The 15,965-nt window shown below is 65.8% G+C and carries 15 protein-coding genes; 4 read left to right on the top strand and 11 right to left on the bottom strand.

Annotated features, from left to right (window positions below; genetic code table 11):
- Window positions 1–6 precede the first annotated feature (6 nt).
- Window positions 7–483 carry a GNAT family N-acetyltransferase gene (locus MVC20_RS16165; protein WP_297543245.1) on the bottom strand — a complete coding sequence of 159 codons (477 nt, stop codon included), beginning with the start codon at window positions 481–483 and terminating at the stop codon, window positions 7–9.
- On the bottom strand, window positions 480–1,745 hold the full coding sequence (gene purD / locus MVC20_RS16160) for a phosphoribosylamine--glycine ligase (protein ID WP_297543243.1): 1,266 nt from the start codon (window positions 1,743–1,745) through the stop codon (window positions 480–482). Before purD ends, MVC20_RS16165 begins: the two co-directional genes overlap by 4 nt.
- Before the next feature lie 79 nt (window positions 1,746–1,824).
- On the opposite strand from purD, the gene xseA reads away from it, so the two are divergent.
- Entirely contained in the window at window positions 1,825–3,312 is a 1,488-nt protein-coding gene (gene xseA / locus MVC20_RS16155) for an exodeoxyribonuclease VII large subunit (RefSeq protein WP_297543241.1), read from the top strand.
- On the opposite strand, the gene MVC20_RS16150 is transcribed toward xseA, so the two are convergent.
- Window positions 3,309–4,097, bottom strand: coding sequence for an IclR family transcriptional regulator (locus MVC20_RS16150; protein WP_297543239.1), 789 nt, complete (start codon window positions 4,095–4,097; stop codon window positions 3,309–3,311). The two genes, xseA and MVC20_RS16150, sit on opposite strands and share 4 nt — an antisense overlap.
- A 112-nt stretch (window positions 4,098–4,209) precedes the next feature.
- Here MVC20_RS16150 and MVC20_RS16145 point away from each other — a divergent pair, with 112 nt between their 5' ends.
- Both MVC20_RS16145 and MVC20_RS16140 read left to right on the top strand, forming a co-directional pair.
- Window positions 4,210–6,336 carry a malate synthase G gene (locus tag MVC20_RS16145; protein WP_297543237.1) on the top strand — a complete coding sequence of 709 codons (2,127 nt, stop codon included), beginning with the start codon at window positions 4,210–4,212 and terminating at the stop codon, window positions 6,334–6,336.
- An 11-nt stretch (window positions 6,337–6,347) separates the two neighbouring features.
- A complete protein-coding gene (locus tag MVC20_RS16140) occupies window positions 6,348–6,770 on the top strand; it encodes a heme-binding protein (protein WP_297543235.1) in 423 nt (140 codons plus the stop codon).
- A 127-nt stretch (window positions 6,771–6,897) separates the two neighbouring features.
- Here MVC20_RS16140 and MVC20_RS16135 read toward each other — a convergent pair whose 3' ends face one another.
- From MVC20_RS16135 to miaA, 8 genes are all read right to left on the bottom strand, one after another.
- Window positions 6,898–7,347, bottom strand: a complete 450-nt coding sequence (locus tag MVC20_RS16135) for a carbon monoxide dehydrogenase subunit G (protein WP_297543233.1) — start codon at window positions 7,345–7,347, stop codon at window positions 6,898–6,900.
- 26 nt (window positions 7,348–7,373) lie between these two features.
- Window positions 7,374–8,129: an XdhC family protein gene (locus tag MVC20_RS16130; RefSeq protein ID WP_297543231.1), complete on the bottom strand. Its 756-nt coding sequence runs from the start codon at window positions 8,127–8,129 to the stop codon at window positions 7,374–7,376.
- Window positions 8,126–9,307: a VWA domain-containing protein gene (locus MVC20_RS16125; RefSeq protein ID WP_297543229.1), complete on the bottom strand. Its 1,182-nt coding sequence runs from the start codon at window positions 9,305–9,307 to the stop codon at window positions 8,126–8,128. Before MVC20_RS16125 ends, MVC20_RS16130 begins: the two co-directional genes overlap by 4 nt.
- A complete protein-coding gene (locus MVC20_RS16120) occupies window positions 9,304–10,182 on the bottom strand; it encodes a MoxR family ATPase (RefSeq protein WP_297543227.1) in 879 nt (292 codons plus the stop codon). Before MVC20_RS16120 ends, MVC20_RS16125 begins: the two co-directional genes overlap by 4 nt.
- 67 nt (window positions 10,183–10,249) lie before the next feature.
- Window positions 10,250–12,667, bottom strand: a complete 2,418-nt coding sequence (locus MVC20_RS16115; protein WP_297543225.1) for an aerobic carbon-monoxide dehydrogenase large subunit — start codon at window positions 12,665–12,667, stop codon at window positions 10,250–10,252.
- Window positions 12,664–13,158: a (2Fe-2S)-binding protein gene (locus tag MVC20_RS16110; RefSeq protein WP_297543223.1), complete on the bottom strand. Its 495-nt coding sequence runs from the start codon at window positions 13,156–13,158 to the stop codon at window positions 12,664–12,666. The genes MVC20_RS16115 and MVC20_RS16110 overlap by 4 nt, the downstream gene beginning before the upstream one ends.
- An 11-nt stretch (window positions 13,159–13,169) precedes the next feature.
- On the bottom strand, window positions 13,170–14,024 hold the full coding sequence (locus MVC20_RS16105; protein ID WP_297543220.1) for a xanthine dehydrogenase family protein subunit M: 855 nt from the start codon (window positions 14,022–14,024) through the stop codon (window positions 13,170–13,172).
- A 138-nt stretch (window positions 14,025–14,162) separates the two neighbouring features.
- Entirely contained in the window at window positions 14,163–15,050 is an 888-nt protein-coding gene (miaA, locus tag MVC20_RS16100) for a tRNA (adenosine(37)-N6)-dimethylallyltransferase MiaA (protein WP_297543218.1), read from the bottom strand.
- 141 nt (window positions 15,051–15,191) lie between these two features.
- Here miaA and pyrH point away from each other — a divergent pair, with 141 nt between their 5' ends.
- A complete protein-coding gene (gene pyrH / locus MVC20_RS16095; protein WP_206018426.1) occupies window positions 15,192–15,917 on the top strand; it encodes a UMP kinase in 726 nt (241 codons plus the stop codon).
- Window positions 15,918–15,965 lie beyond the last annotated feature (48 nt).

The following is a 15,965-nucleotide window of genomic DNA, read 5'->3' as shown; positions in this document are numbered from 1 at the left end:
GCCGGTTCAGGGCAGGACGCGCTGCATGGTGATCGAGGTGGGGCGGTCATATCCGGGATGGGCGGTTTCGCCGGTTTTGACAAAGCCCATCCTGGCAAAGGCCTGGTGGTTTTCCGTCAATTCCACACGAACCTGCAATTCCACCGCGTCGAGGCCACGGGCGCGGGCGCGGTCCATGGCAAGGTCTACCAGCCGCGCGGCCATCCCTTGCCCACGCCATGCGGCATCGACTGCGAGTTTGCCCAGGTAGAGACACCCGGATTTCGGCGTCAGGAAAACGCAGGCCACGGGCGGCGTGCCGATGGTCCAGACCTCGCCATCGCGGCAGTGCTGGTCGACGGTTTCCACGGTCAGACGGTGCATGGAGGAGGGCGGGTCGATCCGGCCCTCCATCTGCGCAAAGCTGCGGCGGATGAGATCGAGGATCGCGTCGGCCTGCCCGCCGCCGGGTTGCACCCGGACCGGGGCCGTGTCGAGGGTCATTTCAGCGCGCGCCAGCCGATGTCGCGGCGACAAAAGCCCTGGGGCCAGTCGATGCGATCCACCATGGCATAGGCGCGGTCGGCCGCCTCTTGCAGGGTGGTGCCACGGGCTGTGGCGGCCAGAACGCGGCCGCCTGTCGCGGTGATCTGCCCTTGGGCGCGTGTGGTGCCGGCGTGAAAGACCATGTGAAAGCTGTCCTCGGGGCAAGTGTCCAGCCCCTTGATGACGCTGCCTTTTTCGTAATCGCCGGGATAGCCCTGTGCGGCCAGAACCACCGTGAGGGCGTGATCCTCGGCCCAGTTGACAGAGAGATCGGCAAGCCGCCCCTCGGCGGTGGCAAGCATCAGGTCGAGCGCCTGCGCGCCGAGGCGCATCATCAGCACCTGACATTCGGGATCGCCAAAGCGGCAGTTGTATTCGACAAGGCGCGGTGCGCCGTCCTTGATCATCAGCCCGACAAAGAGCACGCCTTGGTAGGGCGTGCCGCGCCGTGCCATTTCGGCCAAGGTGGGGCGGACGATCTGATCGAGCGCCTGTCGGGTGACGGCATCGGTCATCACGGGGGCGGGGGAATAGGCCCCCATGCCGCCGGTATTGGGGCCGGTGTCGCCTTCGCCCACGCGTTTGTGGTCCTGGGCGGTGCCGATGGGAAGGGCGGTCTCGCCGTCGCAAAGGACGAAAAAGCTGGCCTCTTCGCCGTCCATGAATTCCTCGATCACCACTTCGGCCCCGGCGCTTCCGAATTCGCCGCCGAACATGTCGTCAAGGGCGGCCAAGGCCTCGGGCAGGGTCATGGCGACGATCACGCCCTTGCCCGCGGCCAGACCGTCGGCCTTGACCACGATGGGGGCGCCTTGGGTTTCGACATAGCTGCGGGCGGCGGCGAGATCGGTGAAATGGGCGTAGGCGGCGGTGGGGGCGCCTGCGGCGTCGCAGATGGATTTGGTAAAGCTCTTCGAGGCCTCAAGCCGTGCGGCGGCGGCGGAGGGGCCAAAGACCAGCAATCCGGCGTCGCGCAGGCGGTCGGCGACACCGGCGGCCAAGGGCGCCTCGGGGCCGATGATGACGAAATCAATCGCCTCGGCCTCGCAAAAGCCGGCGATGACCCCGCCGTCGAGAATGTCGAGCGCCGCACATTCGGCGATTTCCGCGATGCCCGCATTGCCGGGGGCCACGATCAACCGATCGCATTTGGGGTTTTGCAGCACCGCCCAGGCAAGCGCATGTTCCCGCCCGCCCGATCCAAGGATTAGAATGTTCATGGCGGCAACTCCTGCTTGGCCTCGGTTGGTCCGCGTTCTAAGGTGGCGGGCAGCCAGACACAAGGCAGGAGGCGCGCGCATGTCCGATCTGATCGACGATCCCCAAGAGGGCGGCAATGCCCCGGAATTTTCGGTCTCGGATCTGTCTGGTGTGATCAAGCGGATGATCGAAGGCGAGTTTTCGCATGTGCGGGTGCGCGGCGAATTGGGGCGTATCTCGCGGCCACGGTCGGGGCATATCTATCTGGATCTAAAGGATGATAGTGCCGTGCTGGCGGGGATCATCTGGAAAGGGGTTGCGGCGCGCCTTGCGGTGCAGCCCGAAGAGGGGATGGAGGTGGTGGCCATGGGCCGCCTGACCACGTTCCCCGGCCAGTCGCGCTATCAGATCATCATCGAGGATATGAAGCCAGCGGGCATGGGCGCGCTGATGGCGATGCTGGAAAAGCGCAAGGCGGCGCTGGCGGCGGAGGGGCTCTTTGCGCCGGAGCGCAAGCAGGCGCTGCCCTATCTGCCCGAGATCATCGGGGTTGTGACCTCGCCCTCGGGTGCGGTGATCCGGGATATTCTGCACCGGCTCAGGGATCGGTTTCCGCGCAAGGTGCTGATCTGGCCTGTCGCCGTGCAGGGGGACAGATGTGCGCCCGAGGTGGCGCGGGCGATCCGGGGATTCAATGCGATGACGCCCGGTGGCGCGCTGCCGCGCCCCGATCTGATCATCGTGGCGCGCGGGGGCGGATCGGTTGAGGACCTGTGGGGGTTCAACGAGGAAATCGTGGTGCGTGCGGCGGCGGAGAGTGCGATTCCGCTGATTTCCGCCGTGGGCCATGAGACCGACACGACGCTGATTGATTTCGCCTCGGACAAGCGGGCGCCGACACCGACGGCGGCGGCGGAACTGGCGGTGCCGGTGCGCATGGACCTTTTGGCGTGGGTCGAGGGGCAGGGCGCGCGGCTGAGCCATGCGCTAAGCCAAGGGGTGCGCCTGCGTGGGCAGCGGCTGCGCGATCTGGCGCGGGCCTTGCCACGGGCCGAGGTGCTGCTCGATGGGCCGCGTCAACGGCTGGATGCGCTGGGCGAGCGCCTGCCTGCGGCGCTCATCCGTTCGGTGCAGGTGCGGCGGGTGCATCTGTCGGAAACGGCGGGGGCGCTGCGGCCCGCGCTCTTGCGGCGCGCGGTCGAGGGGGATCGGCGGCGGTTGCAGGCGACGGCGGCGCGGCTCAATGTGCACGCGCTCAACCGCGATATTGCGCAGAAGCGGCGCGATTTGGACCGGGTGACGCTGCGGTTTTCGGATGCGGCCAGGCGACAGAAGCAGGGCTGGGAAGATCGGCTGGCTGCATTGGAGCGACTGCGCGAGACCCTGGGATACAAGGCCACGCTCAAGCGCGGCTATGCGGTGGTGCGTGGCGATGGGGCGGTTGTGACCACGCGGGCGGCCGCCGCGGGGGCCGGAGCGCTGGCGATCGAATTTGCCGATGGGATGCTCGAGTTGTCGGGGGGCGCGACCCCGGTGCCGAAATCCAAGCCCAAGACGCCGCCCGAAGGGCAAGGCAGCCTGTTCTAATAAGCGCCGTCCGGTTTCTGCCCGCCGATGCGCTGGGTCAGGTCCGCAGCCGCCTCGGCCACTTGCCGTCCGACGGTCTCGAGCCGGGAATCGGGCAGGCGGGCGGCCAGACCCGAGACCGAGATGGCGCAGACCGCCTCGGCCTGCGGCGACCAGACCACGGCGGCAAGGCAGCGCAGGCCGGTCACGTGTTCCTCGTCATCGAGCGCGTAACCCTGGGCTCGGATGCGTTTGACGTCAACCATGGCGGTCGTGAGGCTGCGATGTGAGCGCTTGGTCATCGGGTGAAAGCCGGTGCGCGCCACGAATTCCGCGATATCGGCATCGGGCCAGGTGGCGAGAATCGCCTTGCCCATGCCAGAGCAAAAGGCGGGCACGCGCCCGCCGGGCGGCGATATGGCGCGCATGATCTCGCGGCTTTCGACCTGTGACAGCGTCACAAGCTCGTCCTGATCGAGGATCCCGAGATTGGCGGTTTCGCGCGTGATGTCGCGCAGGTGGCGCAGGAGCGGCAGCGCCGGGGTCACGAAATTATGCCGCCGGGCAAAGGCGGTGCCCACCGAAAACGCGCCGCGCCCCACATGCCAGAGCGCGCGTTCCGAATCGAACTGGGCGAAATGCTGCAATTCGAGCGTGGTCAGCAGGCGATGCGTGGTCGAGACCGCAAGACCGGCCAGCCGCGCGAGGTCTGACACGCGCGCGCCTTCGTCCTGCTGGCTGAGCAGGTGCAGCAGGCGCAGGGCGCGGGCGACAGACTGGACGCCTTGGGATTGGGGATCGGTCATGTTCGGTATACCTTTCCATACAATGGAAAACATTTTTCCCGTTCTTACAAGTGCCGCAGCGCTGAAGTAGCTGCAAAACCCGATGATTTCCTGAAATACTGGAGCGATACTCATGACCACCTATGTTGACCGTCACGGCCTGAGCGTGGCCGCACCGCTGGCCCGTCTGATCGAGGATGAGGTGCTGCTTGGGCTGAGCGCCGATCAGTTCTGGTCGGGCTATGCCGCGCTGTTGCGTGATCTGGCCCCCAGGAACGCGGCCCTCTTGGCCAAGCGGCGGGAATTGCAGGTGCAGATCGACGGCTGGCACCGCGCGCGGCGCGGCCAGCAATTCGACGGTGAGGCATATCGCGAGTTTCTGACCGAGATCGGCTATCTGGTGCCGGAACCCGAGGCATTCGAGCTGGGCACGCAGAATGTCGATGCCGAGATTGCGCAGGTTGCGGGGCCGCAACTGGTGGTGCCGGTGATGAATGCGCGTTTTGCCCTCAATGCGGCCAATGCGCGCTGGGGCAGTCTCTATGATGCGCTCTACGGCACGGATGCGATTGCGGGGCGTGCAGCGGGGCCGGGCTATGACGCGGCGCGGGGAGCCCAGGTGATTGCATGGGCGCGGGCGCATCTGGACAAGGTGGCGCCTTTGGCTTCTGGGTCTTGGGCGGATGTGGATGCCTTGGAGGTGGCGGACAGCCTACGTGTCACGGTGGGCGGCCAAGTCACCGGGCTGGCCGATGCGGGGCAGTTCGCGGGCCATACCGCGGGCGGCAACGTGATGTTGCGGGTCAACGGTCTGATGATCGAGATCGTGATTGACCGTGCCTCGACCATTGGCCGCGATGATCCCGCCGGTATTGCCGATATTCGGATCGAGAGCGCGCTGACCGCTATACAGGATTGCGAGGATTCGGTCGCTGCGGTGGATGCCGACGACAAATGCGTGGTCTACCGCAACTGGCTGGGTCTGATGCGCGGTGATCTGGAAGAGCGGTTCGAGAAGGGTGGGCGGCTCTTGACCCGGCGGCTCAACCCGGATGTGACCTATGTTGATCCGCAGGGCGCCGAGGTGGTGCATCCCGGTCGCGCGCTGATGCTGGTGCGCAATGTCGGGCTCTTGATGACCACTGATGCGGTGCTGCTGGAGGGCAAGGAGACGCCCGAGGTGATGCTGGATGCGGCTGTGACCGTGGCGGCGGCGATGCATGACCTGGCGCGCGGGCCTGAGGGCAATTCGCGGGCGGGGTCGGTCTATGTGGTGATCCCCAAGCTGCATGGGCCGGAGGAATGTGCCTTTGTCGACACGCTCTATGGGCGGGTCGAGGATATTCTGGGCCTGACGCGCAACACCGTCAAACTGGGCGTGATGGATGAAGAGCGGCGCACCTCGGCCAATCTCATGGCCTGTATCAAGGCGGTCAAGGATCGCTGCGTGTTCATCAATACCGGGTTTCTCGACCGCACCGGGGATGAAATTCACACCTCGATGCAGGCGGGGCCGGTCATTCCCAAGGGCGAGATGCAAAAGGCGATCTGGCTCGCGGCCTATGAGGCCGGGAATGTCGATGCCGGTCTTGCGGCGGGCATGACCGGGCGCGGACAGATCGGCAAGGGCATGTGGGCCAAGCCCGATGCCATGGCCGATATGCTGGAGGTCAAGATCGCGCATCCCAAGGCCGGGGCGAATACCGCATGGGTGCCGTCGCCCACCGCGGCGACGCTGCATGCCACGCATTATCATCAGGTGGATGTGGCCGGGTTGCAAGAGGCGCTGAAAGGGCGGGATCGCGCGGCGCGCGCCGATCTCTTGACGCCGCCGCTGATGGTGGGGCGGAACCTATCGGGCGAAGAGGTGCGGCGCGAGCTGGACAATTCCTGTCAGTCCATCCTGGGCTATGTGGTGCGCTGGGTCGATCAGGGCATTGGCTGTTCCAAGGTGCCGGACATCAATGATGTCGCCCTGATGGAGGATCGCGCAACGCTGCGGATTTCGTCGCAATATCTGGCGAACTGGCTTATCCACGGGATCTGCACGGCGGAGGACATCGACGCTTCGTTGCGGCGGATGGCCCCCAAGGTGGATGCGCAGAACGCGCATGACCCGGCCTATCGCCCCATGGCGCCCGATTTCGACGGGGCCGCGTTCAAGGCGGCGCGGGATCTGATTTTCGAGGGGGCCAAGCAGCCCTCGGGCTATACCGAGCCGCTGCTGCATGCGGCGCGGCGCGGGATCAAGGCGGCATAAGGGACAGGGCCATGATGACAGTGAAGCGGCTTGATCTGGCGGATGCCGGGGTGCTCCTTGCCGGGGCGCGGGCCAAGGCGGCGGAAATCGGCGTGCCGATGTGCATCGCCATCACCGACGAGGGCGGCAATCTGGTGGCATTCGAGCGGATGGATGGCGGCAAGGTCACGTCGATCACCATCGCCATCGACAAGGCCTTTACCGCGGCCGGGGCCAAGAAGGCGACGCATGAATATGGCGAGGTGAGCCAACCCGGCAAGCCGGTGTACGGCATCGCCTCGGCCATTGGCGGGCGCTTGATGGTGGTGGGCGGTGGCCTGCCGGTGATCGTGGAGGGCGAGGTCGTGGGGGGTATCGGCGTGAGTTCGGGCACACCGATGCAGGACCGCGACGTCGCAGAGGCCGGGATCGCGGCGTTTCTGGCGGGGATCTAGCCAGCCATCTGTGCACTTGCAAGGCGCGTCCCGGGCTTGGCCCGGCACCGCGCCTCGTCCGCGCAGAGGCCCCGGTCCGGGTGCCCGGCCGGGGCGGGGCGAGCGAGAGGATGAGAGTGTAACGCAGCTAGACCTCTGCCGGGGCGACCACCTCTTGAAAATTGGCAAAGAACTGTGCGGCGAGTTTCTTCGCCGTGCTCTGGATCAGGCGGCTGCCCAATTGCGCAAGCTTGCCACCGATTTCGGTGCGGGCGGTGTAGCGCAACGTGGTGACGCCGTTGTCTTCGGTCAAAGTCACATCCGCACCGCCCTTGGCATGGCCTGCGGCGCCGCCATTGCCCTGACCCGTCAGTGAAAACGCATCCGGCGCGCCGGTGGTGTCGAGCGTGACCGTGCCGGTAAAGCGCGCCTTGACCGGCCCGATCTTGAGCACGACGCGCGCCTCGAACTCGGTGTCGGAATGTTTGATCAGCTCCTCGCAGCCCGGAATGCTCTGGCGCAGGATTTCGGGATCGTTCAGCGCGGCGTAGACGCGGGATTTGGGCGCGTGAAGCGTGATTTCATCGGCGAGGTCCATGGGGTCTCCTTGATACTTGGGGAATGTCAGGTCTGGCGCTGGCCCTGGCGGCGGTGCTGGACGATCTGCGCAAGGATCGAGAGCGCGATTTCCTCGGGCGTCACGGCATGGATCGCAAGGCCTGCGGGCGCGTGAACCCGCGCCAGCGTCTCGAGCGTGGCCTCAAGCCGCGCGGCGAGGGTGGCGAACTTGCGGCGGCTGGCGACAAAGCCGATATAGGTGGCGTCAGAGGCCAACGCCGCGCGCAGGGCGTCAAGATCGCCCGCGCCCTGGGTGGCGATGACCACCATGCGCACATGGTTGGCGGCGGGCAGGGGGCCGGCATCCGGCGTGGTGATGTCAAAGCCGAAGGGCTGGGCGAGAGAGGCAAGCGCCAGAGCCACGGGCGAGGCCCCGAGAATCACCAGTTCCGGGCGGGGCAGGACGGGTTCCACGAAAATCTCCATCGCGCCCTTGCTGGGACAGCCGTTGCGGGCGATGTCGCGCCCCTCATGGCGCTGACCGGGGGTGAGACCCTGCGCGGTCAGATCCTCGTCGGGCTGAATGGAAATCAGGCGCGGTGTGCCTTCGGCGATGGCGCTCTGGGCGGCGCGGGCCACCGCACCCCGCACGCATCCGCCGCCGATCCAGCCCTGGGTCATGGTGCCATCCGCGAGGATCAGCGCCCGCGCGCCGGGTTTGGCGGCGGTGGCCCCCACGGTGCGGATCACGGTGGCGATGGCATAGGGCGCGCGTGCCGCATCCAGGCGTCGGGTGGCGGTATCGAGCGTGTCGGGGATCATTTCAGGCGCTCCAGTTGCGGGCCGAGCGTTGCCAGATCATTGAGCGTCGTGGCTGCGGCGAAGAGATCAAGATGCGGCAGGGCGGCGGCCATGGCAGCGGTCACAGGTGCGTAATCCTTCCAGCCTTTCAGCGGGTTGAGCCAGATTATGCGGCCGCCCCGCCTGCGCAGTCGCGTGAGGGCGTCGGTCAGGGCGGCGGGCGGGTCGGTGTCATAGCCGTCCGAAAGGATCACAACGACCGAGCGCGAAGTGACGCAATGCCGCGCAGGGCCATGGGCGAACTGTGCAAGCGACGCACCGATTTTCGAGCCGCCGCCAAAGCCATCGGCCAAGAGCGACAGGCGGTTGAGCGCGCGCAGCGGGTCAGGGTCGCGCAGCGCGTCCGAGATGCGTACAAGGCGGGTGTGGAACAGCCACGCATCGGTGGCGTCATCGGCGCGAATGAGGCCGGTGAGAAAGGCGAGAAACACCCGCGCGTAGATTGTCATCGAACCGGAGACATCGCACAGGGCTATGATCCGCATGCGCCGGTCCGGGCGCTTCTTGCGTGGGAGTGTCAGCGGCTCGCCCCCGGTCGAGAGGCTGGCGCGGATCAGGCGGCGAAAGTGGATGTGATCGCCCCGGCGCGCGGCGCGGCGGCGGCGAGAGCGGCGGTAGGCGAGGGAATGCGCGAGGTGGCGGGCGATGGATTCCGCGGCGGCAATGTCCTGCGGGCTGACCAGTTTGCGCATGTCGTGATGCATGAGGCTGGCGGTGCGGCTGGCGATGAGCGTGCCGGTGCCCTCGCCATGCGCGGCACCTGCACCATCGTCGGGGGCGTGAATTTGCCCGCGCGCGGCGGCGTTTTCACCGCTTGCCTCGCGGCTGTTGCGGCTGTGGGCGTTGCCGCCGCGCTCTGACGGGGCAAATTTTTCGCGCACGCGGCCGGCGTTCAGCCAATAGCTGTCAAAGAGCGCGTCGAACTGCGTCACCTCATCGGCGGTGCTGGCGCAGACCGACTTGAGGGCGCGGCGTGTTTCGTCGGGGTTGGCGGCGTTGACATGGGTGAGCGCGGCGAGGGCTGTTTCCGTCTCGCCCACCCCCAACCGCAGGCCATTGGCGCGCAGATGGGCGATGAAACCCGCGACACGCGCCGATGGCCCCGGATCGCGGGCGGCAAAGCGGGTGACGCGGCTCATGCCGCTTGTCCCGCAAGGCGCTGCGCCACTTCGGTGGTGATGCGGGCGCGGTCCACTTGGGTCTTGAGCAGGGTGGCAAGGGCGGCTTGCAGGGCCACCGGATCATGGGTCAGGTCGTTGATCCCGAGGCCGGCAAGGGCGGCGGCGAAATCGAGGGTCTCGGCGATGCCGGGGGTTTTCTCCAGATCCTCGCGGCGGAGTGTCTGCACGAAGCTGACGATCTGGCGGGTGAGGTGTTGGTCGATCTGGGGACAGCGGCCTTGCAATATTGCAAGCTCTGCGGCGCGGTCAGGGTAGTCGACATGCGCATAAATGCAGCGTCTGCGCAGCGCATCCGAGAGGTCGCGGGTGCCATTGGCCGTGAGAATCACCATAGGGCGCGCCGTGGCGCCGATGGTGCCCATCTCGGGAATGGTGATCTGGAACTCGGACAGGATTTCAAGGAGATAGGCCTCGAATTCCTCATCGGCGCGGTCAATCTCGTCGATCAGCAGAACCGGCGATTCCGTCTGCCTGATGGCCTGCAACAAGGGACGCTCCAGAAGATAGTCATCCGAGAATATCCGCGCCTCGACGCCGGCCCCTGTCTCGCCCCCTTCGGCGGCGGCGCGGATGGCAAGGAGTTGGCGGGGGTAGTTCCATTCGTAGATGGCTTGGGCGGCGTCCAGCCCTTCGTAGCATTGCAGCCGGATCAGGCGCGCGCCCTTGAGGGCGGCCAGCACGCGGGCCACTTCGGTCTTGCCCACGCCCGCCGCCCCTTCGAGCAGGAGAGGCCGCCCCAGCGACAGCGCGATATGCAGCGCCATGACCAGATCATCGCCCGCGATATAGCCATGATCCGCCATGCCCTGTTGCAGGTCGCGCCAGTCTGCCATGCTGTCATCCTGTTTCTTCTTGGTGCAAATACTCCGGGGGTCCGGGGGCTGGCCCCCGGTCCCGTCCTCAGCCATGCAGCCCAAGCGCATGCGCCGCGCGCCAGATGCGCCAGTGGTCATGCGGCATATGCGTTTGCCTGAGACCAAACGGGCGCAGCGCGTCATGCACGGCGTTGGAAAAGGCCGGGACACCGCCGACATTCGGGCTTTCGCCCACGCCCTTGGCCCCGATGGGGTGATGCGGCGAGGGGGTTTCGGTGTGATCGGTGGTGTAATGCGGCGTCTCCCAGGCGGTCGGGAGGAAGAAATCCATCAGCGTGCCGGTTTTGACATTGCCCATCTCGTCATAGGCAATCTCTTGCCCCATGGCGATGGCGAGCGCCTCGGTCAGGCCGCCGTGGACCTGGCCCTCGATCACCATCGGGTTGATGCGGGTGCCGCAATCGTCGAGCGCGTAGAACTGGCGCACCTCGATCTCGCCGGTGTCCACGTCGATCTCCATCACGCAGATATAGGCGCCGAAGGGATAGGTCATGTTGGGCGGGTCATAGTAGCTGACCGCCTCGAGCCCCGGCTCGACGCCGGGAATGGCCTGATGATAGGCGGCATAGGCAATCTCGGCCATGGTCTTGAACCGTTCCGGCGCGCCCTTGACGACAAAGCGGTCGATGTCGAATTCGACGTCATCGTCGTGGACCTCCAGCAGATAGGCCGCGATCATCTGCGCCTTGGCGCGGATCTTGCGACCGGCGAGCGCGGTGGCCGCGCCTGCAACGGGGGTCGAGCGGCTGCCATAGGTGCCAAGGCCGTAGGGGGCGGTGTCGGTGTCGCCTTCTTCCACCGTGATCTTGTCCGCCGGAATGCCGATTTCGGAGGCGAGGATCTGGGCAAAGGTGGTGGCGTGGCCCTGGCCCTGAGAGATGGTGCCAAGACGGGCGATGGCCGACCCGGTGGGGTGGATGCGAATCTCGCAGCTGTCGAACATGCCCATCCCGAGGATGTCGCAATTCTTGACCGGGCCAGCGCCGACGATCTCGGTGAAATGGGTCAGGCCGATCCCCAGCAATTTGCGGGTTTCGCCGCGTTTGAAGGCGGCGACCCGGTCGGCCTGTTCCGCGCGCAGACCGGCGTAATCCACGGCCTTGAGCGCCTTGTCCCAAGCGGTGTGATAGTCGCCCGAATCGTATTCCCAACCAAGCGCCGACTGGTAGGGGAACTGGTCGGCGCGGATGAAGTTGAGGCGCCGCAGCTCTGCGGCGTCCATGCCCAACTCGATCGCAAGTATCTCGATCATCCGTTCGATGAAATAGGCGGCCTCGGTCACGCGGAAGGAGCAGCGATAGGCGACGCCGCCGGGGGCCTTGTTGGTATAGACCCCATCGACGCCGACATAGGCCACGGGGATGTCATAGCTGCCGGTGCAGATGTGAAAGAAGCCGGCAGGAAATTTGGTGGGATCGGCGCAGGCGTCGAACGCGCCATGATCGGCGGTGACATGGCACCAGAGGCCGGTGATCTTGCCGTCTTTGGTGGCCGCGATCTTGCCTTTCATCCAGTAGTCGCGGGCGAATGCGGTGGCCATCAGGTTTTCCATCCGGTCCTCGACCCATTTCACCGGCACGCCGGTCACGATAGAGGCGACAATGGCGCAGACATAACCGGGATAGACGCCCACCTTGTTGCCAAATCCGCCGCCGATGTCGGGGCTGACCACACGAATGTTGTGCTCGTCGATGCCCGATAGCAAGGAGGCCACCGTGCGCACCACATGCGGGGCCTGAAAGGTGCCGTAGACGGTGAGCTTGCCATTGACCTTGTCCATGGATGCGACGCAGCCGCAGGTTTCCAGTGGGCAGGGGTGGGTGCGGTGGTAATAGATCATTTCCTCGGCCACCACATCGGCGGCGGCGATGACCTCTTCGGTGGCGGATTTGTCGCCCTCTTCCCACAGGAAAATGTGGTTGGGGTGGCGGCGGGGGCCGTGCGCGCCATCGGCACCGGGGGTGAGATCCTCGCGCAGGGTCACATCGGATTGCAGGGCCTCGAACGGGTCGGTGATGACGGGCAGTTCCTCATACTCGACCTCGACCAGTTCCACGGCATCGGCGGCGATATAGCGGTCGCGGGCGACGACAAAGGCCACCTCTTGTCCTTGAAAGAGCACCTTGCCATCGGCCAGCACCATCTGTTTGTCGCCCGCAAGCGTGGGCATCCAGTGCAGGCCCAAGGGCTCGAGATCCTTGGCGGTCAGCACAGCGACCACGCCATCGAGCGCCATGGCGGCGGAGGTGTCGATGGATTTGACGCGGGCATGGGCGTAGGGCGAGCGGACGAAATCGCCAAAGAGCATGCCGGGCAGCTTGATGTCATCGACATAGTTGCCCTTGCCTTGGGTAAAGCGCGCATCCTCCACGCGCTTGCGGGCGCAGCCGATGCCCTTGAGCTTGGCGGTGCGGTCGTCGCGGTCTGGGGTCAGGTCGTTCATTCTGCGGCCTCCTTGGCAGCATTGATCGTGGCGGCGGCGGCAAGCACGGATTTGACGATGTTCTGATAGCCGGTGCAGCGGCAGAGATTGCCGGCCATGCCAAAGCGCACCTCTTCCTCGGTCGGGTCGGGGTTTTCCTTGAGGAGTTGCGCTGCGCGGGTGATCATGCCCGGCGTGCAGAAGCCGCATTGCAACCCGTGATGCTCGCGGAACGCCTCTTGCAGCGGATGCAGCGCGTCCGGCGTGCCAAGGCCCTCGATGGTGGTGATGGAGGCGCCATCGGCCTGCGCGGCGAACACCGTGCAGGATTTGACCGAGCGGTCGCCCATGATCACGGTGCAGGCGCCGCAATGCGAGGTTTCGCAGCCGATATGCGGGCCAGTTATGTTGAGGCGTTCGCGCAGGACATGGATCAGGAGTTCGCGCGGCTCGGCCAGCACCTCGTGCCGGGTGCCGTTGACGGTGAGGGTGATCTGCATTTTCTTTGACATGGGTCTCTTCCTCAGGCGCGCGACCACGCGCGGGCGATGGCGCGGGCAAGGATGATGCCCGCCGCGTGGCGTTTGAATTCGGCTGGACCGCGATTGTCCTCTGATGGATCAATGGCGGCCTGCATCGCGGTGATTGCGGCGATGACGGCATCCTCGTTGCAGGCGGTGCCGACAAGCGCATCGCCTGCTGCCTCGGCCCAGATGGGCGTATCCGACAGGTTGGTCATGGCGATGGAGGCGGCAGTGCAATGCGCGCCCTCGCGGGTCAGGATCACGGCGGCGGCGGCGGTGGCGTAGTCGCCGATCTTGCGTTTCTGTTTTGCATAGGCCTGCCCGCCGGTGGGGGCGTCAAAGCTGACGGCGGTCAGGATTTCGTCATCCTCGCGGGCGGTGAGATAGGCGCTTTCGTAAAACTCTCGCGCGGGGATGTCGCGGCTGCCGTCCGGGCCGGTGACGTGGAAGGTGGCATTCAGGCATTGCATGAGGCCGGGCATGTCGTTGCCGGGATCGCCATTGGCGACATTGCCGCCGAGGGTGCCCATGGCGCGAACCTGCGGGTCGGCGATTTGCAGCGCCGCTTCGCGCAGGATGGGGGCGTGGGTGTTGAGGCCGGCATGGGCGATGATCTCGGCCTGCGTGACCATGGCCCCAAGGGTGATGCGGCGGCCGTCGATGGTGATGCCGCGCAGGGCGTCGATGGCTTGCAGGTCGATGAGATGCGGCACCTCGGCCATGCGCAGCTTCATCATCGGGATGAGGCTGTGACCGCCTGCGATGACACGGGCCTCGTCGCCGTGTTCTTGCAGCAGGGCCAAGGCGGATGGCAGATCACCGGGGCGGTGATACTCGAATGCGGCTGGAATCATGTGGTCTCCTCCCAAAGACGGGGCCGGGTGGCCTTGGACGGGATCTGGAGAGCGAAACGGGGGTTTGTCGCCTCACATGTCGTGAAAATCGCGGCTCGCTGCACGAAATGCGAAATGCTTGCACGAAATGCGAAAGCCTCAGGCGGTCAGGGTTTCCGCCGCGACGGCGTGCCAGGCCCGCATCCGGGCGCGGAACCATGTGCGTTGTCGCTTGGCATATTGGCGCGTGGCGATGGTGGCGGCCTCGCGTGCCTGATCGAGGGTCATTTCCCCGCGCAGATAGGCGATGAGTTCGGGCGCGCCGATGGCCTTCATCGACGGCAGGGCCGGGTCCCAATGGGGCAGATTGGCGCGCGCCTCGTCCAGCGCCCCGACTTCGAGCATGGCGTCAAAGCGGCGGGCGATGCGGGCCCCAAGCCAGTCCTTGTCGGCGGTGATCAGCAGTGGCGTGCAGGCGTCGAGCGGCAGAAGGGGGGGCGGCGTGTCGTCCTGCCAGGCGGCCAGCCCCCGACCCGTGGCGCGCTGCACCTCCCAGGCGCGCTGCACGCGCATCGGATTGCGCGTGTCGATGCGGGCAAGGGTCGTTGGGTCGAGCGCAGCCAGAAGGGGGGCAAGGCCCCGGCTGGCCAGCAGGTGATCCGCCTCGGCGCGGATCGCGGCGGGGGTTGCGGGGATTTCGGCCAGACCTTCGGTCAGGGCGCTGAAATAGAGACCGGTGCCGCCGACGATGATGGGCCGCGCGGGAGCCTTGAGGATCGCCGCCACCTCGCGCAGCCAATGGCCGGTGGAATAGGGCGTGCGCGCACCAACGTGACCATAAAGGCGGTGGGGGAGTGCGGCCTCATCCTCGGGGCTGGGTCGCGCGCTGAGAATCCTCCAGTTTTCATAGACTTGCAGAGCGTCGGCGTTGACGATCACGCCGCCCTGGGTGCGGGCGATTTCCAATGCGAGCGCCGATTTGCCGCTGGCGGTGGGGCCGGCGATCAGAACAGGGCGGTCGGGGGCGATGTCAACGGGCAGGTGCATAGGCCCCGGTTAGCGCCAATCGCGCGGTTTGGCGAGGCGGTTTGCCGCCTTTTCCCCGCAAAAGGGGGTGATCAGCGATTGCACATGGGCGGCATTTGCGACATTTTGCGCGGGATTGACACGACCGAGCGGAGAATGCCGATGACCACCCCGGAGAGAGCCAAATTCACCCGTGTGATGCTCAAGATTTCCGGGGAGGCTCTGATGGGGGATCTGGGGTATGGCCTGCATCCGCCCACGGTCGAGCGGATCGCGCGCGAGGTCAAGATCGTTCATGATCTGGGGGTCGAGATTTGCATGGTGATCGGGGGCGGTAACATCTTTCGCGGTTTGCAAGGCAGCGCGCAGGGGATGGAACGCACGACCGCCGATTACATGGGGATGCTGGCCACGGTGATGAACGCGCTGGCGATGCAATCCGCGCTGGAAAAGATGGGCGTGTTCTGTCGGGTCATTTCGGCCATTCGCATGGATGAGGTGGCAGAGCCGTATATCCGCCGCCGCGCGGTGCGGCATCTTGAGAAAAAGCGCGTCTGCATCTTTGCCGCCGGAACCGGCAATCCCTATTTCACCACGGATACGGCCGCCACGCTGCGCGCCAATGAAATGGCCTGCGAGGCGATCTTCAAGGGGACCAAGGTGGATGGCGTCTATGACAAGGACCCGATCAAGCACGCGGATGCCAAGCGGTTCGAGCGTGTGACCTATGACGAGGTTCTGGCGCAGCATCTGGGGGTGATGGATGCCTCTGCGATTGCGCTGGCGCGGGACAATAACCTGCCGATCATCGTCTTCTCACTTGACGAACCGGGCGGGTTCAAGGGCATTCTGGCCGGTGAGGGCACCTATACAACCGTGCACGGTTGAGGCAAAACAAGGCTCAGACGCAAGAGCCGCAAGAAGGACCAAGACAGT

Source organism: Roseovarius sp. (assembly GCF_027019125.1).
GTDB lineage: Bacteria > Pseudomonadota > Alphaproteobacteria > Rhodobacterales > Rhodobacteraceae > Roseovarius.
This window is presented reverse-complemented; position numbering and strand designations above follow the sequence as displayed.

Excerpts from the sequence above, each read along its gene's own strand:
- MVC20_RS16165 (WP_297543245.1), bottom strand. The coding sequence starts at position 483 with ATGACCCTCGACACGGCCCCGGTCCGGGTGCAACCCGGCGGCGGGCAG.
- purD (WP_297543243.1), bottom strand. The coding sequence starts at position 1,745 with ATGAACATTCTAATCCTTGGATCGGGCGGGCGGGAACATGCGCTTGCC.
- xseA (WP_297543241.1), top strand. The coding sequence starts at position 1,825 with ATGTCCGATCTGATCGACGATCCCCAAGAGGGCGGCAATGCCCCGGAA.
- MVC20_RS16150 (WP_297543239.1), bottom strand. The coding sequence starts at position 4,097 with ATGACCGATCCCCAATCCCAAGGCGTCCAGTCTGTCGCCCGCGCCCTG.
- MVC20_RS16145 (WP_297543237.1), top strand. The coding sequence starts at position 4,210 with ATGACCACCTATGTTGACCGTCACGGCCTGAGCGTGGCCGCACCGCTG.
- MVC20_RS16140 (WP_297543235.1), top strand. The coding sequence starts at position 6,348 with ATGATGACAGTGAAGCGGCTTGATCTGGCGGATGCCGGGGTGCTCCTT.
- MVC20_RS16135 (WP_297543233.1), bottom strand. The coding sequence starts at position 7,347 with ATGGACCTCGCCGATGAAATCACGCTTCACGCGCCCAAATCCCGCGTC.
- MVC20_RS16130 (WP_297543231.1), bottom strand. The coding sequence starts at position 8,129 with ATGATCCCCGACACGCTCGATACCGCCACCCGACGCCTGGATGCGGCA.
- MVC20_RS16125 (WP_297543229.1), bottom strand. The coding sequence starts at position 9,307 with ATGAGCCGCGTCACCCGCTTTGCCGCCCGCGATCCGGGGCCATCGGCG.
- MVC20_RS16120 (WP_297543227.1), bottom strand. The coding sequence starts at position 10,182 with ATGGCAGACTGGCGCGACCTGCAACAGGGCATGGCGGATCATGGCTAT.
- MVC20_RS16115 (WP_297543225.1), bottom strand. The coding sequence starts at position 12,667 with ATGAACGACCTGACCCCAGACCGCGACGACCGCACCGCCAAGCTCAAG.
- MVC20_RS16110 (WP_297543223.1), bottom strand. The coding sequence starts at position 13,158 with ATGTCAAAGAAAATGCAGATCACCCTCACCGTCAACGGCACCCGGCAC.
- MVC20_RS16105 (WP_297543220.1), bottom strand. The coding sequence starts at position 14,024 with ATGATTCCAGCCGCATTCGAGTATCACCGCCCCGGTGATCTGCCATCC.
- miaA (WP_297543218.1), bottom strand. The coding sequence starts at position 15,050 with ATGCACCTGCCCGTTGACATCGCCCCCGACCGCCCTGTTCTGATCGCC.
- pyrH (WP_206018426.1), top strand. The coding sequence starts at position 15,192 with ATGACCACCCCGGAGAGAGCCAAATTCACCCGTGTGATGCTCAAGATT.